29 protein-coding genes are annotated in these 25,081 nt (G+C 35.3%); 25 read left to right on the top strand and 4 right to left on the bottom strand.

Translation table 11 applies throughout. The features are described 5' to 3' along the window. Genes LGAS_RS03365 through LGAS_RS03425 form a run of 13 tightly spaced genes read left to right on the top strand, consistent with a single transcriptional unit; the run spans nucleotide 1 to nucleotide 9,095 of the window. Entirely contained in the window at nucleotides 1-681 is a 681-nt protein-coding gene (locus LGAS_RS03365; RefSeq protein WP_003654297.1) for a hypothetical protein, read from the top strand. After that, nucleotides 678-1,724 carry an XkdQ/YqbQ family protein gene (locus LGAS_RS03370; RefSeq protein WP_011678845.1) on the top strand — a complete coding sequence of 349 codons (1,047 nt, stop codon included), beginning with the start codon at nucleotides 678-680 and terminating at the stop codon, nucleotides 1,722-1,724. The genes LGAS_RS03365 and LGAS_RS03370 overlap by 4 nt, the downstream gene beginning before the upstream one ends. Beyond that, nucleotides 1,703-2,065 carry a DUF2577 domain-containing protein gene (locus LGAS_RS03375; protein WP_011678846.1) on the top strand — a complete coding sequence of 121 codons (363 nt, stop codon included), beginning with the start codon at nucleotides 1,703-1,705 and terminating at the stop codon, nucleotides 2,063-2,065. Before LGAS_RS03370 ends, LGAS_RS03375 begins: the two co-directional genes overlap by 22 nt. Then, on the top strand, nucleotides 2,022-2,438 hold the full coding sequence (locus LGAS_RS03380) for a DUF2634 domain-containing protein (protein ID WP_174221023.1): 417 nt from the start codon (nucleotides 2,022-2,024) through the stop codon (nucleotides 2,436-2,438). The genes LGAS_RS03375 and LGAS_RS03380 overlap by 44 nt, the downstream gene beginning before the upstream one ends. Next, nucleotides 2,435-3,586: a baseplate J/gp47 family protein gene (locus tag LGAS_RS03385; RefSeq protein WP_011678848.1), complete on the top strand. Its 1,152-nt coding sequence runs from the start codon at nucleotides 2,435-2,437 to the stop codon at nucleotides 3,584-3,586. Before LGAS_RS03380 ends, LGAS_RS03385 begins: the two co-directional genes overlap by 4 nt. Beyond that, entirely contained in the window at nucleotides 3,576-4,136 is a 561-nt protein-coding gene (locus tag LGAS_RS03390; RefSeq protein WP_003654305.1) for a putative phage tail protein, read from the top strand. The genes LGAS_RS03385 and LGAS_RS03390 overlap by 11 nt, the downstream gene beginning before the upstream one ends. Before the next feature lie 12 nt (nucleotides 4,137-4,148). Next, the gene (locus tag LGAS_RS03395; RefSeq protein WP_011678849.1) at nucleotides 4,149-6,317 is read left to right on the top strand and encodes a pyocin knob domain-containing protein; all 2,169 of its coding nucleotides are present in this window, start codon (nucleotides 4,149-4,151) and stop codon (nucleotides 6,315-6,317) included. Between the two features lie 39 nt (nucleotides 6,318-6,356). Then, nucleotides 6,357-6,866: a hypothetical protein gene (locus LGAS_RS03400; protein WP_003648056.1), complete on the top strand. Its 510-nt coding sequence runs from the start codon at nucleotides 6,357-6,359 to the stop codon at nucleotides 6,864-6,866. Then, on the top strand, nucleotides 6,866-7,060 hold the full coding sequence (locus LGAS_RS03405; protein ID WP_003648057.1) for an XkdX family protein: 195 nt from the start codon (nucleotides 6,866-6,868) through the stop codon (nucleotides 7,058-7,060). The genes LGAS_RS03400 and LGAS_RS03405 overlap by 1 nt, the downstream gene beginning before the upstream one ends. Further along, the gene (locus LGAS_RS03410; protein ID WP_232610101.1) at nucleotides 7,017-7,436 is read left to right on the top strand and encodes a hypothetical protein; all 420 of its coding nucleotides are present in this window, start codon (nucleotides 7,017-7,019) and stop codon (nucleotides 7,434-7,436) included. Before LGAS_RS03405 ends, LGAS_RS03410 begins: the two co-directional genes overlap by 44 nt. Nucleotides 7,437-7,446: 10 nt before the next feature. Then, a complete protein-coding gene (locus LGAS_RS03415) occupies nucleotides 7,447-7,725 on the top strand; it encodes a hypothetical protein (RefSeq protein ID WP_003654315.1) in 279 nt (92 codons plus the stop codon). Further along, nucleotides 7,722-8,153 (top strand): phage holin, encoded by a 432-nt coding sequence (locus LGAS_RS03420; protein ID WP_011678851.1) that lies wholly within the window; start codon nucleotides 7,722-7,724, stop codon nucleotides 8,151-8,153. The genes LGAS_RS03415 and LGAS_RS03420 overlap by 4 nt, the downstream gene beginning before the upstream one ends. 9 nt (nucleotides 8,154-8,162) lie before the next feature. Next, a complete protein-coding gene (locus tag LGAS_RS03425) occupies nucleotides 8,163-9,095 on the top strand; it encodes a GH25 family lysozyme (protein ID WP_011678852.1) in 933 nt (310 codons plus the stop codon). 248 nt (nucleotides 9,096-9,343) lie between these two features. Here LGAS_RS03425 and LGAS_RS09760 read toward each other — a convergent pair whose 3' ends face one another. After that, nucleotides 9,344-9,460: a type I toxin-antitoxin system Fst family toxin gene (locus LGAS_RS09760; protein ID WP_225792990.1), complete on the bottom strand. Its 117-nt coding sequence runs from the start codon at nucleotides 9,458-9,460 to the stop codon at nucleotides 9,344-9,346. Between the two features lie 602 nt (nucleotides 9,461-10,062). Between LGAS_RS09760 and wecB the strand changes: the two genes are divergently transcribed. After that, complete coding sequence (wecB, locus tag LGAS_RS03435; RefSeq protein ID WP_003647585.1) at nucleotides 10,063-11,205, top strand: non-hydrolyzing UDP-N-acetylglucosamine 2-epimerase; 1,143 nt, start codon at nucleotides 10,063-10,065, stop codon at nucleotides 11,203-11,205. 33 nt (nucleotides 11,206-11,238) lie between these two features. Here the strand turns inward: wecB and LGAS_RS03440 are convergent, their stop codons facing one another. Both LGAS_RS03440 and LGAS_RS03445 read right to left on the bottom strand, forming a co-directional pair. Next, complete coding sequence (locus tag LGAS_RS03440) at nucleotides 11,239-11,751, bottom strand: GtrA family protein (protein ID WP_025012227.1); 513 nt, start codon at nucleotides 11,749-11,751, stop codon at nucleotides 11,239-11,241. Further along, nucleotides 11,744-12,190, bottom strand: a complete 447-nt coding sequence (locus tag LGAS_RS03445) for a flavodoxin (RefSeq protein WP_003647583.1) — start codon at nucleotides 12,188-12,190, stop codon at nucleotides 11,744-11,746. Before LGAS_RS03445 ends, LGAS_RS03440 begins: the two co-directional genes overlap by 8 nt. A 184-nt stretch (nucleotides 12,191-12,374) precedes the next feature. On the opposite strand from LGAS_RS03445, the gene map reads away from it, so the two are divergent. From map to LGAS_RS03500, 11 genes are all read left to right on the top strand, one after another. Then, nucleotides 12,375-13,199, top strand: a complete 825-nt coding sequence (map, locus tag LGAS_RS03450) for a type I methionyl aminopeptidase (protein WP_003651099.1) — start codon at nucleotides 12,375-12,377, stop codon at nucleotides 13,197-13,199. Nucleotides 13,200-13,214: 15 nt separating this feature from the next. After that, complete coding sequence (locus LGAS_RS03455) at nucleotides 13,215-14,138, top strand: YihY/virulence factor BrkB family protein (protein ID WP_003647582.1); 924 nt, start codon at nucleotides 13,215-13,217, stop codon at nucleotides 14,136-14,138. Nucleotides 14,139-14,196: 58 nt separating this feature from the next. After that, nucleotides 14,197-15,105, top strand: coding sequence for a UTP--glucose-1-phosphate uridylyltransferase GalU (gene galU / locus LGAS_RS03460; RefSeq protein WP_003649175.1), 909 nt, complete (start codon nucleotides 14,197-14,199; stop codon nucleotides 15,103-15,105). A gap of 119 nt (nucleotides 15,106-15,224) precedes the next feature. Then, on the top strand, nucleotides 15,225-16,058 hold the full coding sequence (locus LGAS_RS09405) for an Rpn family recombination-promoting nuclease/putative transposase (RefSeq protein WP_011678856.1): 834 nt from the start codon (nucleotides 15,225-15,227) through the stop codon (nucleotides 16,056-16,058). Between the two features lie 123 nt (nucleotides 16,059-16,181). Continuing rightward, nucleotides 16,182-17,144, top strand: a complete 963-nt coding sequence (locus LGAS_RS03470; RefSeq protein ID WP_003647579.1) for an ABC transporter ATP-binding protein — start codon at nucleotides 16,182-16,184, stop codon at nucleotides 17,142-17,144. Next, a complete protein-coding gene (locus tag LGAS_RS03475; protein ID WP_003647578.1) occupies nucleotides 17,137-18,687 on the top strand; it encodes an ABC transporter permease/substrate-binding protein in 1,551 nt (516 codons plus the stop codon). The genes LGAS_RS03470 and LGAS_RS03475 overlap by 8 nt, the downstream gene beginning before the upstream one ends. Before the next feature lie 13 nt (nucleotides 18,688-18,700). Next, the gene (locus LGAS_RS03480) at nucleotides 18,701-19,111 is read left to right on the top strand and encodes an OsmC family protein (protein ID WP_003647577.1); all 411 of its coding nucleotides are present in this window, start codon (nucleotides 18,701-18,703) and stop codon (nucleotides 19,109-19,111) included. A 100-nt stretch (nucleotides 19,112-19,211) separates the two neighbouring features. Continuing rightward, nucleotides 19,212-19,385, top strand: a complete 174-nt coding sequence (locus LGAS_RS09410; RefSeq protein ID WP_003647576.1) for a low temperature requirement protein A — start codon at nucleotides 19,212-19,214, stop codon at nucleotides 19,383-19,385. Nucleotides 19,386-20,015: 630 nt separating this feature from the next. Next, nucleotides 20,016-20,627: a GTP pyrophosphokinase gene (locus tag LGAS_RS03490; protein WP_003656472.1), complete on the top strand. Its 612-nt coding sequence runs from the start codon at nucleotides 20,016-20,018 to the stop codon at nucleotides 20,625-20,627. Between the two features lie 4 nt (nucleotides 20,628-20,631). Beyond that, entirely contained in the window at nucleotides 20,632-21,297 is a 666-nt protein-coding gene (locus LGAS_RS03495; protein ID WP_003647574.1) for a response regulator transcription factor, read from the top strand. A 9-nt stretch (nucleotides 21,298-21,306) separates the two neighbouring features. Beyond that, the gene (locus tag LGAS_RS03500; protein ID WP_003647573.1) at nucleotides 21,307-22,581 is read left to right on the top strand and encodes a sensor histidine kinase; all 1,275 of its coding nucleotides are present in this window, start codon (nucleotides 21,307-21,309) and stop codon (nucleotides 22,579-22,581) included. A 58-nt stretch (nucleotides 22,582-22,639) separates the two neighbouring features. Here LGAS_RS03500 and LGAS_RS03505 read toward each other — a convergent pair whose 3' ends face one another. Then, entirely contained in the window at nucleotides 22,640-25,024 is a 2,385-nt protein-coding gene (locus LGAS_RS03505; RefSeq protein ID WP_003647572.1) for a Xaa-Pro dipeptidyl-peptidase, read from the bottom strand. Nucleotides 25,025-25,081 lie beyond the last annotated feature (57 nt).

Raw genomic sequence — 25,081 nt, forward strand, 5'->3', positions numbered from 1 at the left:
ATGCCGGTCAACGGCTTTGGTGTTTATATCACTGATTATTCAACTAATAGAACGGTTGAATTGCCTGTGAACCCGTCAGAATTAACTTTGAAATATGAAACTGATGATAAATCAGAAACTATTGTGAACTTGGGAGAGATTAATCGAGTAGGTAACATGAAATTGGTATCTCTTACGATTGATAGTGTCTTTCCAAAGAAACATAGTTCTTGGATTAGTTCAGATAAGCTGTTAAAACCTGATGAATACATTAATTGGCTTAAAAACATTCAAGCTAATAAACATCATGTTCAATTAGTTGTCAGCTCTACTCAAATTAGTGTAACTATGACGATTTCTAGTTTTGAATATGGCTTTAAGAGCGGCTTTGCAGATGAATATGCTTATACTTTGGGCTTAAAGCAGTATAGAGAAGTTAAGTACCATAAAGTTAACGTCCCAGCCCCTCCAAAACCTAAACCAAGACCAGCTCCTCCTAAGAAGTTAGGCATTGGTTCAATTGTAATTGTAAATGGCCGGCTGCGCTTAGACAGTTATGGAAGTGCGCCGGGTGTATATGAAAATAATGTAAGAAGACGAATTACTTATTTAGCGCCTGGGCATCCTTTTCCAATTCATGTTGCTTTAGTGAATGGAGGACCTAGAGGTTGGGTTAGACAGAGTGAAGTGAGATTAGCATGATTACCAAACTTCAAATTCTAAAACACGATAATGGTGGCGCTAGAATTGGTGTCGAAATCAAGGACATGGTTAAAAATCTTAAGTGGGTAACTGACTTAAATTACTCTGCTGGAGAGCTAACATTTGATATTGTGAATGGCAAAGATCCAATAATTCCAGCGATGGGGGCAATTGTAGACTTTGCTTGGGATAATAAAGATATTTTCTGGGGTTTCGTTTTCAGTGCTGAATGCACGTCAGACACTACAGTGAGCGTTAAAGCTTACGACTTTGAAAGATATCTAAAGAGTGAAGGTTCAGTCGTCTTTCAATCAGGGACGCTTGGAGATAGATACAGTAATGTTTGCCGCCGTTTCGGTGTACCATTTCATATCAAGGAACAGCCAACTTACAGAGTGCCTGCGGAAGTTTGTGATGGTAAGACAGGATTTGACATGATTAAGAGCGCAATAGATAAGACATACTCTGCTACTGGCGAAATGTACTGCATTGTTGCTAATCATATGTATATCGAACTTAGAAGAGCGCCTATTCCTACAAGAACCCTCTTAGTTATTGATACTCAAAACACGATGAGTGATTACACTTACTCTGAGAGTATTGATAATGCTGCTAACGTGGTTCAAGTTGTTCAAAAGAACACCGATAATTCACAGACAAAAACAGCCACTGCTACTTCCGAAACTGGAGATGATCCAGCTACTACAAGTTTTACGATTGCCTCTGCTAGGGGTAATACGATTAGAACTTGGGGACAGATTGTTAAAGTGGTCAATGCCAAGAACAAAGCAAACTGGGCACAGATGGTTCAACAAGCTAATGACGAGTTGAAAAAGCGCAACGTTTCAGAAAGGAAATTAACGCTTGATTGTATGGGCGATACTTCTCTAATTGCAGGTGCTGGTGCTAACGTCAAAATTAAAGATTTTGGCAAGACTTGGACTAATTGCCCTATTTTGAAAGCAACTCATAACTTCGGGACAGATTACACTTGCAGCTTAGAAATGAAAGTAGGTACAAAATGGCAGGAGAACAGCTTATAAAAATGTTGACGGAACGGGGCGGTAGTGACTCTGAGTATTCCGATGTTATCTATGGACGTGTTATCAGTATTTCTCCGTTAAAGGTACAAATTTCTAATTCAATGATTATTGACGATAATTTCATTGTATTGGGAAAGCACATTGGAAGCTTTTCAATGAGTGGTAGTTTGACGACTACAGAGGAAAAGAAAGGCAAGGACGGAGAAAAGCCTAAGACAGAAAAGACCACCAAGCCTGCTACTTTTACTTTTGATAACTCTTTAAAAGTTGGCGATAGGGTAACTATGATCCGTGCTGATGGTGGTCAACAATTCTACTTATTTGAGAGAGAGGGTGGTTAATTTGGATAATGAAGAAAATCAAAATCCGACACTAACCTTTCAGATTGCTAATGGCAGAATACGTAATAAGTTCGATGGCTTAGGTGCTATGGTTCAAGCTGTAGATAAGATCTTAAAAACAGAACGTTTTGTTTTTCCAATTTATACCGATCAATATGGCAATGATTTAAATGACTTGCTTGGTAAAGACTTAGGCTATTCCAAAGTTGAAGCTGAGCGAATGGTCAAAGAAGCATTACTAGCTGATGAGCGTGTAATCAAAGTCGATATTACTAGTATTAATGAAACAAGCCCCAATACTTTAACTCTTACTGGAGAATGTCAGACTAGTTACGGAAATATACCAATAGAAAGTGAGGTAAGCATTAAGTGAGTCCAAATGAACTAATTACTGAATTTCAGAATAAAGATTATGACTACTTTTTAAGAAAAATGCTTGATGCTGTGCCTGATAATATTGACAAGCGTGAGGGTTCAATAATCTATGACGCTTTAGCTCCTGCTGCGTTAGTTATGGGGCAGCAATCCTTAGATATGGCTAATGTAATCAAAGAAACTTATATCAAAACAGCCTCTGGAGAGTTCCTAGACTATCGAGCAATTGAACATGGGACAAGTCGATATCCTGCTACTCAAACAGAAGCTAAGGCTAAAGTTTTAAATGACAAGAAAGAACCGTTAGATAATGTTCAAATAGGCGATAAGTTTGCCAGCATTGGCGACTCACCCATTTTTTATGCTGTGACAAAAGTCAATGATGACTTGACTGTTGAATTAACAGCAGAAGTTAAAGGTTCAAGCGCTAATAGTTATATCGGGCAGATTTTACCTGTTACTCCCAACGACTTGCTTTCATGGGCTGAAATTACAGAAATTACAGCTCCTGCAAGGGATGTAGAAAGTGACGACCACTTAAGAGCAAGATTGCTGAGTTCTCAAAGTTGGATTGCTTACGGTGGTAATGTGGCTGATTACTTAGATATGACTAGCAAGATTGATGAAGTTGGAGCTGCGCAGATTTATCCAACATGGAACGGCGGGGGAACTGTCAAGGTAGTTATCTTGAATAACGACCTAATGCCTGCTAGTGCTAGTTTAGTACAGAAAGTTAAAAATATACTTGACCCAGAAGATAAACAAGCAGAGGGTTATGGATTAGCTCCAATTGACCATGCTGTAACTGTGACTGCTCCTGAAGAATTAATTGTAAATGTTGATATTTCAGTAAAACTTGATGATACAAAAGTAACACGGTATGTGAAAGACAGCATTACTAAAGCAGTTGAGGGCTACTTCCAATCATTGAGAAAGGACTGGGCAGATATCAATCAAAAACTTGGTAGGGGTTATGAAGAAACCATATATCGTTCTAAGATCCTGTCTCAAGTTATGCTGACGGAAGGTGTGGTCAATGCTAAACTTCCATCTTTGAACGGGCGGGACGCAGACATTGACTTAGTTTTTAATAATTCCAAGTCGCAATTGCCAGTAGTCGGGACGGTGACAATTAATGAGCAATAAATATGAACTTCTAAATTACATGCCTGATTATTATGAGGGCGTGTATGAAATGAAGGAACTTCTTAAGTCTGAAAGCGTAACGCTAAAAGACTTGGAAAGTAGCCATTTGCGGACGTTACTAAATGAATTTGTTTCAACAGCTGATGCTAAAGGTATTTCGCTTTTTGAAAGCCAGCTAGGCATAGTTCCAGATGAAAACGATACTTTGGAAATGCGTAGAAATAAGGTCTTGATGTATGTATTACCACCAAGACCGATAACAATTAGATTTTTCAGAGATATGCTGAACAACGTTAACCTGCCAGTGAAAATTGATGTTAATTACGGTGCAAGAGCTGTTGTAGTAACTGCTAAATCAGCTGAAATGACAAGTAATCAAATTAACTATTTGAAGTATCTGTTGAATGTTTATTTGCCAGCTAATCTCTTGTATCAAGTAAAGATTTTGCTAAACGCTGCAAAGGTTTTTGATGATTTGAACTTGGGCATTGGTAACGTGGTAAAAGCAGCGAGCATGGCAAAAGCGAGTCCCAACCAAGTATTTAACTAGTGAGGTGATGAGATGTCAGAATATAATAAGACAATTATAACTAATGAGGGTATTGATTTGGCCCGTAGAGCTAACAAGGGTACGGCAACTTTTTCTTTGACGAGAGGTGTTTCATCAACTGATAACTTATCGGAAAAAACAGTTGAAGAGCTTCAAAACTTAACCCAGTTACCAAGTATCCAGCAATCAGTGAAGTTGAGTGATGTAGGAGATACGTCTGATAATTCAGATACTGTTTTAGGTGTTAGAATGACCTTTGATAACCAGAATTTGAAGACTGGTTATAATGTGCATACTGTTGGTATTTATGCAAAAGAACCAGATAAAAATGAAATTCTTTACGGTATAGCTACAGCTAAGACACCTGAATATATCCCAGATTTTAGTGAGCAAACTTTATTTAAGTTTGATTTTTTGATGTATCTAGTAATTGGTAGAACTGATAAGGTAACTGTTGAAGTTAGTCCGGATGATGTTTATCGTAAAAAGGAAGTGTATAGCAAGTCCGAGGTTGATACAGCTGTAGCAAAACTTGATAAAAAAAACGCTGAAATCGTTAAGAGCTTAAGCGATTATAAATTGGAGAACTCTACTTATCACACAAACTTTGAGAAAAGCGTAACTGATAGGCTGGGTACTAAAGCTGATAAAACTACTGTAGAACAGCAACTTGGAACAAAGGCTGATAAATCAAATACTTACACCAAAGATGAAGTGAATAGTAAAGTAGCTCCTAAGGCAGACAAAGGCTATGTAGACAGCGAATTAAACAAGAAAGCCGATAAAGCTACTACTTACACCAAGACAGAAGTTGATAATAAAATCGCTGGTCAGGTTAAGTCGGTAAATGGGCACACTGCTAATGCCAGTGGTGCAGTAACCTTACCAACTTTAACAGCTAATGTGCTTACTGGCTATGATGTAAAGAATAAGGCTGCTACTTTTGATAACAACGCTCATTTTGACGCAAATGGGCTTTTTTCAAGATGGACTGTAGATCAAGGCGTTATCGGACAACTTGCTGATGCAATTAATGCAAAGTTACCCATTGAAGCAGGAGATCCTAATGGAGACTTGTTAGATTATGCTGGTAATAAAATTGTTTACTGGAATGGTAATGGTGACGGGGTTAAGAACTTGCCACCAATGAACAATAAGAAATGGTTCTTTGCAGTCAAACTATTCTATCTGGGTTGGGGTTCAGTTACTGTTGTAGATCAAGACGGTAGTTATTGGTTGAATACTAAGAATGACGATATTTGGACTGGTTGGCGTTCAGTAATCACAAATGAACATCTTAAAAAGTTAAAATTTGTAAAGCAATCATTAGATCAAAACGGTAATATTTTCCAAGATACTAAGTTTGTAACTCAAGAGGCAGACGGAACATATAAGATTAACATTTTTGATAGCGACTGGACTGCTAATAAGGTTTCATGGCTGTTAAATAATACCAAGTCTTACAGCATTCAAAATAATACTGATTTGAATAACGTTAAGAATACGGGGTTCTATAATGCGGCAGGTCCTTCCGGATTAAAAAATTCTCCTGTGTCAGCTTGGTTTAGTATGTCCGTAAATGCCAATCAATGGAACGGCCAACAAACTCTGTATGATACAAATAGTGGTCAATTATATGTGAGAACGTGGAATTCAACTAGATTTACAGATTGGCAAAGAATAGCTAATGCTGGCGACTTAACTAATCAGAGTATTACATCAATTACTGATTATGATGTAGCTTCCGAAGGCTGGCATAACACCCAAGTTGGAAAATTTGATCCATCAGGACACTTTGCTAATTTATTAGTTGATGCTGGAGCTTTGAAGCCGATAGCAGAGGCAATCAATAACCTGAATACCAATTTAACAACTATGCGAACTGAGTTAATGAACTTGAAGAAGAGAACTGATTACAATACTCCTCAAGGAGAGTTCAATAATACCACTGTAAATCTTAATAACTTAAGAAGCACAGGAATGTATCGTCTTTCAAATTGTCATGTTCAAAGTGGACCATATCCAACCGATAATGCGCACTGGGTTTACGTTAAAGTGACAGTATTTGATGCTAATACTGTGTATCAAACGCTTTACGAAGGCGACAATATGTATGGACGAAAGTCTTCTAGCCCGACAAATTGGGATCAATGGCATCAATATTTGAATAAAACTGTTTAATCCTTAGTTAAACTAAGGATTTTTTTATGGAGGAAAATTATGGAAGCAGAAAACTTTTTAGATTTATTAAAACAAGTCGTTGCTGATGGGAAAATCAGCTTTTATTACTTCTCTGATCCAACTAGTCCAATTACAGCTCTTCATCACTTGGAAATTCCTTATCCAGGAGAGCTTAGTCCTGTAGACTTGCCTTACCGCTGGCATGCAGAAAAGCCTAGTGAGGATTTAATTGATGCAGTTTGGGACGATGACTCTCATAGTTGGATTGAAAACAGTGATAAATCTCAGCCAGCTTTAATTGCTAAGTTGCAAGCAAGTAATGCAGCTATGCAAAAGAAAATGGAAAACTACGAAGCAGCTAAGATTAAAGATGCTCAAAATAATGATAAAATCGTTCAAGCTTTAAGTGGCGTACAAAAGGGACAAGCACAAACTACAGCAGTTCTTGCTCAACTTGTGCCAATGGTTCAACAACTTTCCAAGTCAGTAAACACACCAGACAAACCAAATGCAGCTGATGAAACTAAGAAAAAAGAAGGTGCTGAATAATGTTTGATTTTGATTTCAGTTCTATCTATTCAAACCTTGAAAGTTTATGTAAATCATCTCTAGACAATGGGTATTTCACAGACAACACAATTGCGGGATTTGTTCAGCAAGGAACATTTGATGCAGATGGATATAAGAGAATTACGGGTGATGATTATGTTGCAGGAGATCAAAATACTGTGGCAAACGGCTAAACTTAATTTACTTCATTTGATTTTGGGAAGTTTGCTTACAGCTTTTGGAATTGTTCTTTTAGTGAACGATTCCTTTTTTTATTGGCCACCAGAATGGCAATGGCTCTTCAATAATGACTTAGTCGATGCCTTTGCAATCATAGTTGGTATTGGCTTAATTGCATTTGTTTTTGCTGGTGGAAGAAGTCAACTTGCTAATGCCGTGTTACTAGCTTGTTCAGCATTCTTTTTGATGATGTTAACAGTATTGCAACTGGGGCATGTTTTGGTCATGCACGACTATAGCAGATTGCTTTCAATTATTGCACTAATCGGGTGGCTACTAGTAATTCAGTATTTAGCAGTATTTTCTAAGACTGTAAGACGACGAAAGTAGGTAATAAGAAGTGCAAGACTGGGCTAATTTAATCCGTGAAATAGCACTTCTTTTTTCTGGTTTTGTTGCAGGGCTTACTGCTTGGAACGCTTTACGCAAAACAAGCCATGAAGTTTCAAAAGATGATAAAGAAGAACTGAGGGCTGACCGTGACTTATATAGAAATCGGTGGCTTGAAAGTGAGAAAGCTTTTGATGAAATTGATGCAGAAAATGACAAGTTGCGCAAGAAGGTTAAACGGTTAGAAAACAAGATAGATGATTTTAAAGAAAACGAGGACAGAAAATGAGCTTTGAACAAATTGGCGATATGTTAGTTGTTGCTGTATCAGTAGTTATAGCAATCATCTTTTATGTTTATTCAAAAAATAAGATTGCTATTGATAAAAAAGCTATGCAAGGCGATGCACTAGCTAAAGCTGAAAAAATGATTGCTAATTCAGCAAATGCAATCGTATATCAAACTGAAAAAGAGGGCGGTTCAGGTAAGGATAAGCTGTTAGCAGCTTTTAATTACTTAATCGCTATTTTAGATTTGGCGCACTTACCGCATCCCTCAACAGCTTATATCAAAGGCGAGATTGAGAAGTCGGTTACTACGATGAAGCAAACGAAAAACTTTGTTGATAGTATGCAAACACTGACTAAGGAAGACGATGCAGCCAAACAATTGAAAAGTAAGACCATTGTTGGCGAATTGAAAGAAGTAAAGAAGTAGGAGGTAACTATGGTTGAAGTAGCTAAAAGAAGTTACGGTGTAGATGTATCAAGTCATAACAACGGCAATTATTCCGGATCGAAATTTGCCGTTGTTAAAGTGTCAGAGGGCTTAGATTATCGTAATCCTAAAGCACAATCTCAAGTATCTACTGCAAGAGCTAATAGTATGTTGCCAATGGCTTATCACTATGCGAGGTTTAGTGGCAATAGTAACGTAGCAATTCAAGAAGGTAACTATGCAGTTACTTCTGCAAAAGCTGTTGGTCTTGAGGCAGGTACTTACTTAGCTTGTGACTATGAACAAGGAAGTGGAAACGAAACTAGAGGAGATCGTGAAACTAATACGACTGCTATCTTATCTTTCTTAGATACTATTGTGGGTGCTGGTTATAAGCCTTTACTATACTCAGGCGCTTATCTTATGAGAGACAAAATTAATACTTCTAGAATTTTAGCCAAGTATCCTAATTGTTTGTGGGTAGCAGCATATCCATCAGGTAATGGTACTGCGGTAAGTGAACCAAACTTTGGCTACTTTCCATCAATGAACGGAGTAGCAATTTGGCAATTTACCGATAACTGGCGTGGGTTAAATGTTGACGGAAACATCAGCTTGATTGATCTAAAAAATGATAGCAAACCAGTAGCTCAGCCATCTGTTGCACAATCAGCATCAGAAAAAACATGGACTGATGTACAAGGTATGACTTGGCATGAAGAACATGGTACTTTCATCACTGGTGGAGCGATTAATCTTCGCTGGGGCGCTAATACGCAAAGCACACTGATTACCACCTTACCAGCAGGTTCAGAAGTTAAATACAATGCTTGGGCTAGAGATAGTGCTGGGCGTGTATGGTTACAGCAACCGAGAGAAAATGGTAAGAATGGCTATTTAGTTGGTCGTGTCGGCAGTGAGCCGTGGGGAACTTTCAAATAATTTAATATAATTCAAAAGCCGCTCTGGAGATGTTTCTCTGGAGCGGCTTTTTGCATACAACAAATTTTCTATTATTTTAACTATGTTTTCTTGTTACAATTTTACTTACAATATGTTATACTTAACTTGCAACAAGTTAGGAATTCTAAAATTCAATGAACTCAAAAAGCATTACCTGATCGCTACAAAAGGTAATGCTTTTTTTATCGCTTGACGCAACCTATCAAACGTTGAGGGTGGAAATGCGACTATTTATGTTTTTTGTTGTTACGCCGATCATCCAGCCAGTGATCGAATAGTGATTTCACCATTCCCACAAGAATTGGAGCTACAACTAAAGTTAGAAAATCCTTCAACGAACTCACCTCCTTTCAAGGGGAGGCAATAGTCGCTGAAATAATTATAACAAAATTAGATGTATAGTATATGTAGAAAATGAAACTATAAGTAATTATCAACTGACCCCCGCTGTGACCCCCAAACTTAAAATAGAATAAATTCAAATAAAAGAAAAAGTACCATATCTCAGGCACTTAAAAGCATAGAAAATCATATAAAATCAAACGATTTGGTCTCCTAAACCGTAGAGGTGAGTTCGAATCTCACCGGGGTCATAACAAAAAAGGTATGTGCTTCAATTACAAGAAGTACATGCCCTTTTTAATATCAGACATATTTTAATGGATTGATAAAAATTTTTAAAACAATCCAGAGAAAAATAATTAATAAGACTGCAATAATTCCGATTAAAAAATACCTTGTTTTTCGCGGATAGGAATTTCCTAAAAGAAAAACCAGACAAAAAACTATAATGGTAATTAAAATTGCAGCTAAAGATAAAAAACTAAACATAATGTATTTCACTTTCCTTATAATATATAAGTATAAATTAGTTTGGCTGATAGTACCAAAGAAAATTGAATTAGGCTATAGTATAAGAGACAAGCTAAAAGGTAAGGAAATATTTATGAAGAAAATAAAAGTAATGACCGTGTTTGGAACTAGGCCAGAGGCTATTAAGATGGCTCCCTTGGTGTTAAAGTTAAAACAAGATGAGCGTTTTGAAGAGATAACAGTAGTAAGTGCGCAACACCGTGAAATGCTTGATCAGGTGTTAGATATTTTTAAGATCAAACCGGATTATGATTTTAATATCATGCATAAAAACCAAACTTTGGAAGATATTACTTCAAAAGTATTGATGGATATGGCAAAAGTAATTAAAACTGAACATCCAGATATTGTTTTGGTTCATGGTGATACAACCACTAGCTTTGCGGCTGGTCTTGCAACTTTTTATGAACAAACTACTTTAGGTCATGTTGAAGCAGGTCTGAGAACCTGGAATAAATACTCACCATTTCCTGAAGAAATGAATCGGCAAATGACAGATGATTTAGCAGATTTGTATTTTGCACCAACTGAATTAAGTAAAAAGAATTTAATTAAAGAAAATCATCCAAGCGATAATATTTATGTTACTGGAAATACGGCAATTGATGCATTAGAGCAAACAGTTAAAAAAGATTATCACCATGACGTTCTTGATGAGATTAAACCTGGCAATAGAGCTATTTTAGTTACTATGCACCGCAGGGAAAATCAAGGCGAGCCAATGCGGCGCGTCTTTAAGGTGATGAAGCAGGTAGTTGATAGTTATGATGATGTAGAAATCATTTACCCAGTTCATCTTTCACCAAGGGTACAAGCAGTCGCAAAAGAAGTATTAGGCGGCGACCCTAGAATTCATTTGATTAAGCCACTTGATGTAGTTGATTTTCATAATTTAGCTAAAAGAAGTTACTTTATTATGACTGATTCAGGTGGTGTGCAAGAAGAAGCCCCTTCTCTTGGCAAACCGGTATTAGTTTTACGTGATACGACTGAACGCCCAGAGGGTGTTGAAGCAGGAACCCTGAAGCTTGTAGGTACTGAGGTAGATAAGGTTCATGATGAAATGATTCGTTTACTTGAAGATAAGAAAGCCTATGATGAAATGGCCAATGCTAAAAATCCTTACGGAGATGGTAAGGCTTCAGATCGAATTATGAATGCAATTGCTTATTATTTTGATAAAGAACATAATCAAAAGCCAGCAGATTTTAGATAAAAAAAAGCTCCAGAAGTTAATCTGGAGCTTTTTTCAGTATTTCTTATTAAAATGATCTTTAAACCTTTTAGCAAACTTACTACTAGTATTAAGAAAAATTGATTTAGTAGTTAAGTAGTTAAAAATACCTACTAAAATTTGATCGACAATTTTTACAAAAAGAGCATTCCAGTGAAGCCAGGAAATACCAACTAACATAATCAAGTTATCAGGAATCAAACTGATAATTCGGTAAATAAAGAATAAACATAGTTGGTAGACAACGCCGTGCTGCTTATCAACATTTTGGATAAATACGCTATGTTTATTAAAAGAAAAAGAGGCTAAATTAGAAATAATGAAGGCGATCGTGTTAGCATAAATTACTGGAATTTTCCAAACATTATGAAATAAAAGAAAGCAGACAATATTAATGACTGCTGCAAGAAAACAAAAGATAACATAAACATAAAAGTTTCGGTGTCTGGCAACAAGTCTACCTCCAAGCTCTCTTAATTGCTCTTGGGTAATTTTTTGCCCCTTTCTTTTATGATGCCTTTTAGTCATTAAATGCCTCAACTATTTCTTCAGTAGCTTGATCGATTAAGTCGATATCCTCATCGTCAACAGCATTTTCAATTTTAACTGGTTTAGCTACTTCAACTGCACCGCATTTAATAAATGCTTTTTCGAAATCATCTACATTTTCGCAATAGTGATCTTTATATGTTTTGTCTCCTGAACCCATAACAGCAAATTTTTTGCCAGAAAGGTCAAGCGTAATTAGTTGATCATAAAAGTCTTTTAATTCATCAGTCATAACGCCTTCGCCGTATGTATAAGTAACCATTACGCAAAGGTCAGCATCAAGATAAGAAGTAGCATCTGCAAAGCTGACGTCGATATTTTTAACGTCAAAACCTGCATCTTGTAAATTCTCTTCTAAAATCTCCGCCATATCTTCATCATTACCAGTCATACTGGCAAAGACAATCTGTGCTTTCATGCAAAAAACTTCTTTCTATAACGTTTTCTTTTATTATACTAAAGAAGTATAGAAGTTTGTAAATCTTAAGAGAAATTATTTAAGAAAAGCTTTATAATGAATATCTGGAATTTTCTCAATAACTACTAAATTATACTTATTTAAGGTATGCTAGGAGTATATAAATTAAAAAGGAGATTTTTTAATGATAACAATTAAGTCAAAACGCGAATTGCAAGGAATGCAAAAATCTGGTCGCGTTTTAGCAGCAATGTTTGAAGGTTTACGTGACGTGATTAAACCTGGAATTTCTACTTGGGAAATTGAAGAATTTGCACAGGATTTTATGAAAAAACATGGTGGTCGTCTTTCAGAACAAGGCTTTGAAGGATATAAGTATGGTACTTGTATTAGTGTCAATGACGAAATTGCGCATGCAATTCCTCGAAAAGATAAGATCTTAAAAGAAGGCGACTTAGTTAGTGTTGACGTAACTTGTAACGTCGATGGCTATGAAACTGACTCATGCACTACTTATGGTGTTGGCGAAATTTCTGCTGAAGATCAAAAATTAATGGATGTTACTAAAAAAGCAATGTACATGGGAATTGACCAAGCTGTTGTGGGTAATCGTATTGGTGACATTGGTAGCGTTATTCAAAATTACGTTGAGAATGAAAATGGTTATGGTGATGTACGAGAACTTGTAGGCCACGGAATTCAACCATCTATTCACGAAGATCCAGAAGTTCCTCACTGGGGTAAGGCAGGTCACGGTTTACGTTTGCGTGAAGGAATGACTATTACAGTTGAACCAATGGTTGAAGCAGGTGGGGACTGGAGAATTGAACAAAAGACTGTTTCAGATCCAAACGATGACTGGGTATACTACGCAACTCCAGATGGATCAAAAGCAGCACAATTTGAGCATACTTTTGCTATCACTCCAGATGGTCCAAAGATCTTAACTTTACAAAAGCCATATGATGGTTATGAAAAGTATCTTCCTCACTTTTTAGATGAAGATTAATAAGTAGTAAAGTTTATGAAATCTTTTCTCAATCAGACTAAAAACCGTATAACAGAATTTTTTCAATTATTATCTAAATATATTAGCCAAGGCGAGATAAATCAGACTTCGATTATTATCGCTTATTATGTACTGCTTAGTATTTTCCCAATTATCATTATTATTGGAAATGTCTTGCCCTTATTTAGTATTGATACAAAACCGATTGCTCGCTACCTTGAATTAATTTTTCCATCACAAGTTTCAAGTTTGATTATGCCCATTATTAATGCTTTATTGAAAAAGCATTCAAGTGGCTTTATTTCTTTGGGTATTGTGATTGCAATTTGGTCTTTAAGTTGTTTAGTGAACTCAGTTCGTTTAGCTGCAAATAAAATTTATGGCGTTGATAAAAAAGAAAAAGGAAAGTCATGGTGGAACTATTTACTTGCTAGGACCTTCACCTTTGCACTTTCTGTAATTTTAGTGGCTGGCTTTTCCATCATAATCTTTGTATTTACCTTTGGTAGACAGATTATGGAATTTCTAGCTCCAATTTTTAATCTATCGTTATGGTGGGTATATAAATTGGAAAATTATCGCTGGCCAATTATCATTTTAATGACAGTTATTATCAACTTGTATATTAACTATGTTATTCCAAATATCAGCGTTCAAAAGCGGGTAGTATGGCCCGGGGTTTGTTTCACTGTAGCTAGCTGGGGTGCCTTGTCTTATTTCTTTGGTTTGTATTTAAGACAGTTTGGAACGCGCTGGCAAAATTATGGAATTGTCGGTTCATTTATAATTTTTATGTTATGGCTTAATATAGGTTCATTCTTACTTTTGTTAGGTATTTGTATTAATGCTACAGGGGATGAACTAAAAGATAGAAAAATTGAATACAGTCGTAGCCCGATTTTGAGAATTTTTAGAAAAAATAAGAAATTACCTAAATAAGTTATCTTAAGTTTGGTAAAATACATTATGGAAAGCTTATTTTTGTGAGGAGAATAAAATGAAAGTAAGAAAAGCAGTTATTCCAGCAGCTGGATTAGGTACTAGATTTTTACCTGCAACTAAGGCTATGCCTAAGGAAATGGTACCAATTGTTGATAAACCAACAATTCAATTTATCGTAGAAGAAGCTAAAAAATCAGGAATTGAAGATATCTTGATTGTTACTGGTAAGAACAAGCGCTCAATTGAAGATCACTTTGACGCTAACCCAGAACTAGAACAAGATTTGGAAGAAAAGGGTAAGACTGAACTTTTACACTTGACCCAATCAATTACTAATTTAGGTGTTAACCTTTACTACACTCGTCAACCACATCCAGCTGGTTTAGGAGATGCGATTTTAAGAGCTCGCAGCTTCGTTGGGGATGAACCATTTGCTGTTATGCTTGGTGACGACTTAATGGACGACAAGGTTCCACTAACTAAGCAATTAATTGATCGCTACGATAAGACACATGCATCAACTATTGCTGTTATGCCTGTACCACATGAAGAAGTTTCTAAGTACGGTGTTATCGATCCAGATAACGAAATTGAACCAGGCTTGATTAACGTTAAAGCCTTTGTTGAAAAGCCAGATGTTGATAAAGCTCCTAGTGATTACGCAATCATTGGTCGTTACTTATTAACTCCAGAAATTTTTGATATTTTAGCACATCAAAAACCTGGTCGTGGTGGCGAAATTCAATTAACTGACGCTATTGATACTATGAACAAGACTCAACGAGTATTTGCTCATGTATTTAACGGTGAACGTCACGATGTTGGTAACAAGGAAGGTTACCTTGAAACCTCAATTGAATATGGTTTATCTCACCCACAAATTAAAGATGATTTACGTAAGTACATCATTGCAATGGGGCAAAAATTACAAAATGAAGATAAAAAGACTAATAAGAAAAAATAATAATTTTTATTAGCATTTTAGAAAGAAACTATCGATCGATAGTTTCTTTTTTTGATAAAAAATATTTTTCGTTTTTGCGTAATAGTAATTAGAAACTTTTCATAAAAAGGGAAACGCTTATGCGCAAAAATGAAAACGAGTTAGTAGCTAAAATCATTGATGATCCTGTATTCAGCTGGGTGATGGAACAAGATGATAATTGTTGCAAATTATTGCAAGCAATTTTACCAGAGCTGAATATTACTCGAGTCGAATTTGAAACGCAAAAGAGATTAAAGTTTCATCCAGAAAAACGGGGAACGATTCTAGATATTTTAGCTTATGATCAAAAAGGACGAGTCTATGATATTGAACTACAGGTATTACAGAATAAGTTTCTTGCTCAACGAATTCGATATTATTTTTCAATGATTGATCAGAATTTGTTGATGAGTGGTGGTAAGTATCGAGATTTACCAGAGACTTATGTGATTTTTATTTTGCCAAATGATCCATATGATCAAGATGAAAAATACTATGAATTTGCTTTTCAGCAGTTGAAACGAAAAAATCCATTGGTGCTTGATACTAAGCAACACGCAATTATCTTAAATGCGAGTGGGAGTATCGGTGAGGTTACACCGCGTCTACAAGGCTTTTTTGACTTGATTCATGATAAAATAAGTACAAAAGATGAGTTTATTGAAAAATTGAATCGAGAAGTTAAAAAGTTCGGTACTGATCCGGGAAGGAGAAAAGAACTTATGGATTATCAGATGAGATTAGATGATGAAAGAGAATTTGGTAAGGAACTAGGTCGAGAACAAGAAGAGATTAATGCAATTCAGAAGTTAATAAAAATTACCCGACAATTAAAAGCAAGCGATGACTTTATCTTGAAGCAATTAATTGCTAATTATGGCGATGATTTTTCGAAAGAAGAGTTGCAAGAATTTATTAAAAAGAATAAATAAAATTGAAATAAGGATTATGTAAAAAAACATAATTCTTATTTTTTTAGTCAAAAAGTGTAATCTTTTTGCCAACTTCTTGTAAGTAGTGAGAAAATATAAGTGACACTTTTTTATAAGGATTAAATGATGATTGAATACAAAAATATTTCGAAGAAATATCAGGATCAAACGATTCTAAAGGATGTTTCTTTTACAGTGAAAAAAGGAGATATCTTCGTTTTAGTTGGACCTAGTGGCAGTGGCAAGACTACGCTGTTAAAAATGTTCAATAGACTGATTGAACCGACCAAAGGCGAGATATTGTTAGATGATAAATCAATAAAGGAATATGATCTACGTAAATTAAGAGAAAAAACTGGTTACGTTTTGCAGACTGCCAGTTTGTTTCCAAATTTGACTGTTGGTGAAAATATCACAATTGTTCTAGAGCAAGAAGGCGTTAGTCGAACAGAACGTCGTAAGAGGCAGAAAGAATTATTAAAGTCAGTTGACCTAGATCCCAAATTATATTGTGATCGGATGCCAAATGAACTTTCAGGTGGCGAGCAACAAAGAGTAGGAATTATTCGTGCCCTAGCTGCAAATCCTGAGGTAGTTCTAATGGATGAGCCTTTTTCCGCTCTTGATCCAGTAGTGAGAAAACAATTACAAGACTTACTACTTAATCTTCATGATGAGCTTAATAAAACGGTGATATTTGTAACGCACGACATGCAAGAAGCAATTCGATTAGGAAACACAATTGGTGTCTTGCATGAAGGTATTTTAGAGCAAGTTGGTAAACCCAGAGAAATTTTACGTCATCCTGCAACTAAGTTTGTTCGAGAATTTTTTGCCGGAAATCGAATTAATCAAAAATTGGACCTGGAAACACTGCTCAAAAGTGAGTTAGGAGTAGATCCTAGATTTTATCCAAAGGTAGATACTTTAGTTCGCTATCATGTTTACAGCGTGCAAGATTTAATCAAGGATTGTTCTAATTATCCTGATAGTCTATTTATTGCAGAAACAGAGTTTGGTGAATTTCTAATTGAACCAAAACGAGTTTGGAATTTCTTCTTAAAGTGGGTGGCTGGAAATGATTAAATCTTTATGGCAAATGCTTTTAACAGAACACGATCAAATTTGGGCTACGACGCTTGTTCATATTAAAATTTCACTAATTGCTCTCCTTATCGCAATGGTAATTGCAATTCCGCTAGCTTTTATTTTAAAGGGACATAAAAAAGTAGCTGAATTCACACTGCAAATTGCTGGTATTATTCAAACTATTCCAAGCTTAGCAATTCTAGGTTTGTTATTACCTTTTGTCGGAATTGGGACTACACCTGCGATTATTGCCTTAGTTTTATATGCAATAATGCCTATTTTTCAGAATACTTATTCAGGTTTAACAGATATTCCTGATAATTTAGAAGAAGCAGCAACTGCCTTTGGTCTGACAAAATGGAAGAAATTACAGCGATTAGAAATCCCAATGGCCATGCCGATGATTTTTGCTGGAGTTCGAATTGCTTTAGTAATGATTATTGGTACAGCAACACTTGCAGCCTTAATTGGTGGTGGTGGACTAGGTACTTACATTTATGTCGGCATTAATTCAAATAACAATACTGAAGTTTTAATGGGTGCGATTTTATCCGCACTGCTTGCCTTAGTATTTAGTGGCGTTTTAAAATTTATTGCTAAAAATAATAAGCGACTCAAGTGGGGAAGTATTATTATCGCTGTAATTTTGCTCATTTGGGGCGGAAGCAGTTTATATACTCACTTCACTAGCACTTCAAAGAATAATATTGCTGAACCAAAACAAACAATTACAATTGCCGGGAAAATGGGCTCTGAGCCAGCTATTTTAATTAATATGTATAAAGACCTGATTGAAAAGAATGATCCAAATACCAAGGTAGTCTTAAAGCCTAATTTTGGTGGAACAACATTTTTATTTAAGGCTCTTCAGACAGATAAAGTTGATATTTATCCTGAATTCACTGGAACAGTCTTGCAAACCTTAGTTAAAACAGGTAAAAAGACTGGCAATGATCCAAATCAAGTTTATGTTGAAGCTAGAAGCGATTTAAAGAAACAATTTGATATGGAATACTTAAAGCCAATGGCTTATCAAAACGGTTATGCTTTGGCAACAACGCAGAAATTTGCAAAAGACAACCATTTGACTAAAATGAGTGATTTAAACCGCGTTAATAAAAAAGTTCACGCAGCTTTTGATCCAGACTTTACTTCTTTAAAAGATGGGTATCCTGGATTAAAGAAAATTTATAAGTTGGATTTTGCATCAATTAAAAGTACTGAATCAAGTATTCGTTATCATGCTATTGCGAATAATCAAGCTAATATTGTTGATGGCTACACTACTGATGCCGAGATTAAAAAGTATAACTTAGTAATGCTTGATGATGATAAAAAATTCTTCCCACCTTATCAAGGTGCTCCGTTGATGAAGGCAAAATTTGCAGAGAGAAATCCTCAAATTGTAAAAGCATTAAACAAACTAGCTGGTAAAATTACAACTCAAGAAATGCAGGAAATGAATTATCAGGTTAATGTTAAGCACGAAAAGCCAGCTAAAGTGGCTCATGATTATTTGGTAAAACATGGATTAATTTAGAAAAGAGATAGAAATGACAAAGTATACAGTAAAAAGCAAGCTAACTGATACTCCTTGGCAAATTGAAAATAGAACCAAGAAGCATAAATTTATGGCTGATGAATCAGCAAGCGGCAAAAATGTTGCTCCTAATCCAGTAGAGTATTTAGCTGGTGCAGTAAATTCTTGTATTTCGATTTCTGCAGGAATGATTGCTAACGTTCATCATTTAGATGTAAAAAACTTCAAAGTTACAACACAAGCAATTACTACTAAGTTAGGACATGGGAAGTCAGTTGTCAGTGAAATGTTAATTACAGTTTCTTTTGACAGCTCCATGTCTCAAGAAGAAAAGCAGGACTTTTTAGCACATACCCTGCATGTTTCAACTGTTTATCAAACAGTATCTCAAAGTGTTAAAACTTATGTAGAATTGGAAGATTAATTTATAAAATACTCTTAGTTACTCGGACTAAGAGTATTTTTGCTTTTTTTAGGAAAGATAGGGCAAGATATAGATTAATTAAGTTTTAGGGGGATTTAAGTTGAAAAAAATAATTGCTAAACTAGTTGGAATGTTTGAATTATTCTATGATCTAGTTTTTGTCTATGCAATTTCTAGCATTACAGCAATGATTCATCATCCTGTCAATGGTAGCATTCCTTTAATTACATTTTTGCAGTTCTTATTAGTTGTCATTGTAGTAATGCAAATTTAGCTTTACCAAGTTATTTATTTTAATCGCTATAGTAAAAATAGTTTCTGGGATCTTAGCGGCCTAGTTTTAAATATGTTTGTTGCAGTGTATTTAGCTAATAATATCAATACTGAATGGCGAATTACATTTCATTATTTTAATATCGCAATGGCAGTGATGATCGTAACGCTATTTTGTCAGATAAGTTAATTAATCATCATCAAATTAGTAAGGGCTTTGTATTAATGTACAGTCATATTGCCATTGTAGTTTCTATTTTGTTAATGACAGTATCTTTCCTTTATTTACAAATAAAAAATGTAAATAGATCATTCTTATTTTTCTTAATCATTGGCTCACTAGGTTTGTACTACTTTTCTTTAAGTATTAATCAAATATATAACAAAAATAAGTGCAAATTTGCTATTCGTGATTTTCTGGTATTAATAATTACCTTTTCGTTGGGAATAGTTTATTTATGGTTTGTAATAAGATCTGAATTAGGTATTGCAATCTGCTTGTTAATTTGGAACTTGGCATTTTTCTTAATTTTTCTAATGAAAAGCAAGAATTCTTTAAATTAGTGTAAGTATGATTATTAAAAAATTGTTGACTGCTATAATATTAGTAAATCAATAAAGAAGGTTTAATATGGACATTTATGGTGGCTATACCCCAGTTCTAAATAAATTACTTAATCAGATGCTGGAATATTTTAGAAAAGAAAATAAAATTCACCAAGAACAAACCGGTGACAGTCTTTATGAACATTTAATTGGTCGAGTTAAGAGACCAGAAAGCATGATTGAAAAATGTCAGCGAAAAGAATTACCAGTAACTCCAGAATCAGCAATGAAAAAAATTCGAGACAGCGTTGGAATTCGGGTTGTCTGTAATTTCATTGATGATATTTATACTTGTATTAATTTGATTCAAAATTGGGATGATGTAGCAATTGTTAAACAAAAAGACTACATTACTAATGCTAAGCCTAATGGTTACCGTTCTTATCATATGATTTTAGATGTTGAAAGACCTGAAAAAGATATTGAAGGTAATATTCCTGGTCACTACTATGTTGAAGTGCAACTTAGAACGATTGCAATGGACACTTGGGCAAGTTTAGAGCATGAAATGAAGTATAAGCATAAAATAAAGAATCCTGAAATGATTGGTAAAGAGCTAAAGCGAGTGGCAGATGAATTAGCTTCTTGCGATGTAAGCATGCAGACTTTGCGTCATTTGATTAGAGAGGAAGACTAACTTAATGAAAATTTTACTGGCAGAAGATGAAGAGCAACTGTCCCGTGTTTTGGTAGCGGCGATGCAAAGCGTTAATTACGATGTCGACGCTGTTTTTAATGGCCGGGATGCTGTAGAACTTGCTAAAAAGAATTCATATGATGTTATTATCCTAGATATCATGATGCCGATTATGGATGGAATCACCGCCTTGAAACAAATTCGAAAAAGCGGCGATAAGACTTATGTATTAATGCTTACTGCAAAAGCAGAAATTGATGATCGTGTAACTGGTTTAGATAGTGGAGCAGATGATTACTTAACTAAGCCTTTTTCATTAAAAGAGTTACTCGCTCGTTTACGGTCAAAGGAAAGACGGGATGATCAATATACTCCTAATGAAGTTGAAGTTGGTGATCTGGCCTTGAATGTATCTGAGCAAGAGCTAGTAAGTCATAATTCAATTCGCTTAGGAAGTAAAGAAACGCAACTTTTAAACTATCTGATGCTCAATGAAGGTAAAGAGTTTTCAACTTCAGACTTATTAGCGCATGTTTGGAAAGATGAAGACGATGCTAATGAAGAGGTAGTTTGGATTTATATTTCCTATTTAAGACAAAAACTCCAATCTATTCAAAGCTCAGTCCAGATTGTAGGTGAAAAGGGCGGTAGTTTTTCATTAATTAGGTAGGTGAGATTAATGATTCAAAAATTTCGCTGGAAGTTTATTGGAATGTCGATTACGGCTTTGTTTATTGTTTTAGTGATTACATTAGGTACATTACTTGGGATTAGCTATACTCAGAGCCATAATGAAGTGGACCGAGTATTGACAACCTTAGTCAATAATCAAGGTCAATTAACGCCACGTAACGCTAAACCAGTTTTTGGTAATCAAAAAGATCCAATTAATAAAAATTTTTTAGCTGGTGAATATAATCCAGAAGCTATTTTTCAATATCGCTATTTTACGGTTGCAAGTACCAAGAATAATACACCAAAAATAATAAATGATGATAATGTGTATGATGTAGCGCGAAAGCAAATTATTGGTACAAGCAAACAGGTTTTTAAGGATAAAGTAACTAGTGGCTCAGTCAATATCGGCAGTAATCAGTATGCTTATCGAGTAGGTAAGGATTCAAAAGGTAATCAATTTATTGTCTATTTGAACGAATCCCTAATCTATCATCGATTTTCCCTTTTATTTAGAGTTTCAATTTTACTGGGATTAATTGCTTTAATTGTTTTTGCCCTAATCTTAATCTTGGTATCAAAAAAGGCAATTGGTCCGATAATTACTACTTATCATAAACAACGTGAATTTATTACTAATGCGGGGCATGAATTAAAGACACCTTTAGCAATTATTTCAGCCAATACTGAAATGGAAGAAATGCTAGGGAATAATTCAGAATGGAATAAGAGTACAAAAGAGCAAGTTGATCGCTTAACTAGGTTGATTAACAGATTAATTGCTTTGGCAAGAACCGGTGAAACTGGAGAAGTCGTTTTAAATAAAGTTAACTTTTCTGAAATTGTTAAAAAGAATGTTACTAGTTTTAAGTCTGTAATGCAGAAGAATGACTTGAAATATAATGCGATGATTATGCCAGATTTATATGTAAAAGCCGAAAGGAATATTTTGAGTGAATTGACTAATATTTTATTAGATAATGCACGTAAATATTGTGATCGAGATGGTGAAGTTAGGGTAAGTTTGACTAAGGGAAAGCTTGGCACTAATGCAATTTTACGAGTAGCTAACACTTATAAAGAAGGCAAAGGGAAGGACTATTCTCACTTCTTTGAAAGATTTTATCGTGAAGATGAGTCTCATAATTCAAAGAAGTCTGGCTTTGGTATTGGTTTAGCCATGGCTCAAGAGATTGTACAAACCTTCCATGGTAAAATTCATGTTAGTCATAAAGATGACATGATCGTGTTCACGGTAATTTTAAAATTAGCAAAATAAAAGCAGTTAGTTTTCAATTTTGAAGACTAGCTGCTTTCTGCATATACTGTTTTTTTATTTACATTTCATGAAAAGTCAATTGAGTCTTATCTAAGTCAATTGTATAAGTCTCATCTTCAAGTGGACGTTTAGTCATCCCTTGATCGGTTGAATAGATAATCAAGCCTAATCTTGCACCAGCTGGTAAGCGATAGAAGGTAGGTTGCAATTCGAATTCTAAGTCATAGAATTTACCTGCTTCAATCTTTTCTGCGTGTTTCATATCAGCATAGTTTTGGACATTCATATGAGCCTTAGTGATCAACTTAGCCTTTGTTTCTTTATCAGGAACAAATTCTTTCATTACTTCTGTACCAAAGCGATAGCCTAATTCTTGGATTTGATCATTGAATGATTTAGGAACAGGGGTCAGACGTTTTCTTGATCCTAAATCAACTAAGGCTACTGAAATCTGTCCCTTCGGAAGAGAGCTAGCAACACTAATTTTAATCTTAGGACGGCCAACTAAAGTTACAGTATGAATGAACTCATCAGTTACAAAGCGTAATTGTTGGTCAAGCCACTTTTCTTCACCAGAGATAAAGTCATATTGCCATTTGCTTTCGGAAATTTTAGCTTCTTTGAAGACTTTACCACCTTGATCTGTGAACGAAAGTTTATCATTATCTTCGCCACCATCTTTTAAGAGATTACCTTTTTTATCAGGGAAGTAAATTTCTTTTCTACCTAATTCATTGTTCCAAGTTGGTTCTTCATGCCATACATCTGGTTGTAAGTTATCTTGGATCATAACATCTTCCCATTGCTTGTAGGCATTATTCTTGATGCCTAATAATTCATGACAGAACCATAAGTTCATTAAGTCTGAGAAGTCAATTGAAAGTAAGTTATTCATGTTGTAGTGCGGACCCTGGTGCAAGAATAATTTATGAGCAATTGGTAATTTAGATACCTTTTGCCAAACTTTATAAACATTCTTTGGCTTAACGTTCCAGTCATTTAAACCGTGAACTGAGATCCAAGAGCATTTAATATTGTCGGTGTGGTGGCGGTAATTTCTAGCTTCCCAGAAATCAGAATATTGACCAGTTTCACGATCTGATTTTTCTAAAAGACGTTTTTGCATAGCATCAAACTTCGGCTTAATCTTGAGATAGTCGCCTGCATCCCAAAGGTTAGACTGACAAGTTTCAGCAAGCATATCTAAATCTTCGCCTTGGCAAGCTTCTGGAGCAATAACTAATCCATGTTCACGATAGTAATCATACCAAGAAGAAATGGCGGCTTCTGAAACGACAGTTTTAAGACCGGCTACACCAGTAGTGGCGATAGCAATTTGAAGTGTACCTAAGTATGAACGACCAGTCATTCCAATATTGCCATTGCACCAAGAAGCTTTTGTTTCGTGCTTTCTCGTACGGTCAGTATAAGCAATTCTGTCGCCATGAAGCCATTCGATAATTTCTTTAGCAGATTCAGTTTCTTCAGGTGCTCCCGTAATTCTTAAACCATCTGAACCACGAGTCCCGATTGCGCCTGCGTAAACATTTGCAAATCCACGTGCAAGCAAGTATTCATTTAAAGAGTAGGCAGCTTTATGAACTGCTTCTTCAGTTGCTGCTTGATCTTCGCTAGCTGGCTTTTTAGCCTTAGCGGTCGGCATTGCTTCATATTTAGGGTAAGTACTCTTAGTAGCATCTTCTAAGTTAACATCTACATTGTGGTTACGTTTTTCATTAGCAATGATCCCACCAAAGTAAGGATCAGCAGTGTAGAGTGCAGGAAACTTAAAGTTATTTGATTGGTATGGGCGAAAGACTGTTACTTGCAATAAATCAGGTTTACCGTCTTCATCAGTATCAAGATCACTTTCAACGTAAACAACTTCACGAATAACCTTACTCATGTCAAAAACAGGTAATGATTTACCATTAAAGTACATAAATTTATTGTTACCGTAGAATTGTGTGAAATAGCCCTTGCCCGCCATATTATCAATGAAAGTTTGACCATTTTTGGTACGAGTATTAAGAAGACGATAGAAGACCTTAATTAATTCATCACGGTCAATCTTTTCTTGGTCAGTATAAGGAAGAGCATTTGCCTTCATGCGAACTAGGGGATCTTTTAAATCATAGTCATATCCTACATGATAGCCAAGCAGTTGTAAGGCAATATTATAGAAACTATTGCGTGAAATTGAGGCTGGATTTTTAGCTAAAAAATCTTTTAGATTTTCATTTGCGCTAACTGCAAACTCTGCAAGTTTAGCTTCTTTTGCACCATAAGTTTTTGCTTCCGCAATTGAATTTTCGACTAAAGTAGCTAAAAGATCAGAAAAGCTGTTTTCTTTCCAATTACCAGGTAAGAAATTGATGGATTCTAATTCTTTAACCATTTGGTCAAAATCAGTTTGAAGATAACCATATTGATTGTATTTCATTAAATATACGCTCCCTTTTATATAATCTCTTACTCATAATTTTACTAGTTTTACTTC

Source organism: Lactobacillus gasseri ATCC 33323 = JCM 1131, from assembly GCF_000014425.1.
Classification (GTDB): domain Bacteria; phylum Bacillota; class Bacilli; order Lactobacillales; family Lactobacillaceae; genus Lactobacillus; species Lactobacillus gasseri.

Excerpts from the sequence above, each read along its gene's own strand:
- LGAS_RS03400 (WP_003648056.1), top strand. The coding sequence starts at position 6,357 with ATGGAAGCAGAAAACTTTTTAGATTTATTAAAACAAGTCGTTGCTGAT.
- LGAS_RS03475 (WP_003647578.1), top strand. The coding sequence starts at position 17,137 with ATGATTAAATCTTTATGGCAAATGCTTTTAACAGAACACGATCAAATT.
- LGAS_RS03455 (WP_003647582.1), top strand. The coding sequence starts at position 13,215 with ATGAAATCTTTTCTCAATCAGACTAAAAACCGTATAACAGAATTTTTT.
- wecB (WP_003647585.1), top strand. The coding sequence starts at position 10,063 with ATGAAGAAAATAAAAGTAATGACCGTGTTTGGAACTAGGCCAGAGGCT.
- LGAS_RS03405 (WP_003648057.1), top strand. The coding sequence starts at position 6,866 with ATGTTTGATTTTGATTTCAGTTCTATCTATTCAAACCTTGAAAGTTTA.
- LGAS_RS03445 (WP_003647583.1), bottom strand. The coding sequence starts at position 12,190 with ATGAAAGCACAGATTGTCTTTGCCAGTATGACTGGTAATGATGAAGAT.
- LGAS_RS03410 (WP_232610101.1), top strand. The coding sequence starts at position 7,017 with ATGATTATGTTGCAGGAGATCAAAATACTGTGGCAAACGGCTAAACTT.
- LGAS_RS03425 (WP_011678852.1), top strand. The coding sequence starts at position 8,163 with ATGGTTGAAGTAGCTAAAAGAAGTTACGGTGTAGATGTATCAAGTCAT.
- LGAS_RS03380 (WP_174221023.1), top strand. The coding sequence starts at position 2,022 with ATGGTGGTCAACAATTCTACTTATTTGAGAGAGAGGGTGGTTAATTTG.
- LGAS_RS03440 (WP_025012227.1), bottom strand. The coding sequence starts at position 11,751 with ATGACTAAAAGGCATCATAAAAGAAAGGGGCAAAAAATTACCCAAGAG.
- LGAS_RS03420 (WP_011678851.1), top strand. The coding sequence starts at position 7,722 with ATGAGCTTTGAACAAATTGGCGATATGTTAGTTGTTGCTGTATCAGTA.
- LGAS_RS03390 (WP_003654305.1), top strand. The coding sequence starts at position 3,576 with ATGAGCAATAAATATGAACTTCTAAATTACATGCCTGATTATTATGAG.
- LGAS_RS03395 (WP_011678849.1), top strand. The coding sequence starts at position 4,149 with ATGTCAGAATATAATAAGACAATTATAACTAATGAGGGTATTGATTTG.
- map (WP_003651099.1), top strand. The coding sequence starts at position 12,375 with ATGATAACAATTAAGTCAAAACGCGAATTGCAAGGAATGCAAAAATCT.
- galU (WP_003649175.1), top strand. The coding sequence starts at position 14,197 with ATGAAAGTAAGAAAAGCAGTTATTCCAGCAGCTGGATTAGGTACTAGA.
- LGAS_RS03480 (WP_003647577.1), top strand. The coding sequence starts at position 18,701 with ATGACAAAGTATACAGTAAAAAGCAAGCTAACTGATACTCCTTGGCAA.
- LGAS_RS03495 (WP_003647574.1), top strand. The coding sequence starts at position 20,632 with ATGAAAATTTTACTGGCAGAAGATGAAGAGCAACTGTCCCGTGTTTTG.
- LGAS_RS03500 (WP_003647573.1), top strand. The coding sequence starts at position 21,307 with ATGATTCAAAAATTTCGCTGGAAGTTTATTGGAATGTCGATTACGGCT.
- LGAS_RS03370 (WP_011678845.1), top strand. The coding sequence starts at position 678 with ATGATTACCAAACTTCAAATTCTAAAACACGATAATGGTGGCGCTAGA.
- LGAS_RS03490 (WP_003656472.1), top strand. The coding sequence starts at position 20,016 with ATGGACATTTATGGTGGCTATACCCCAGTTCTAAATAAATTACTTAAT.
- LGAS_RS03505 (WP_003647572.1), bottom strand. The coding sequence starts at position 25,024 with ATGAAATACAATCAATATGGTTATCTTCAAACTGATTTTGACCAAATG.
- LGAS_RS03375 (WP_011678846.1), top strand. The coding sequence starts at position 1,703 with ATGGCAGGAGAACAGCTTATAAAAATGTTGACGGAACGGGGCGGTAGT.
- LGAS_RS03365 (WP_003654297.1), top strand. The coding sequence starts at position 1 with ATGCCGGTCAACGGCTTTGGTGTTTATATCACTGATTATTCAACTAAT.
- LGAS_RS03470 (WP_003647579.1), top strand. The coding sequence starts at position 16,182 with ATGATGATTGAATACAAAAATATTTCGAAGAAATATCAGGATCAAACG.
- LGAS_RS09405 (WP_011678856.1), top strand. The coding sequence starts at position 15,225 with ATGCGCAAAAATGAAAACGAGTTAGTAGCTAAAATCATTGATGATCCT.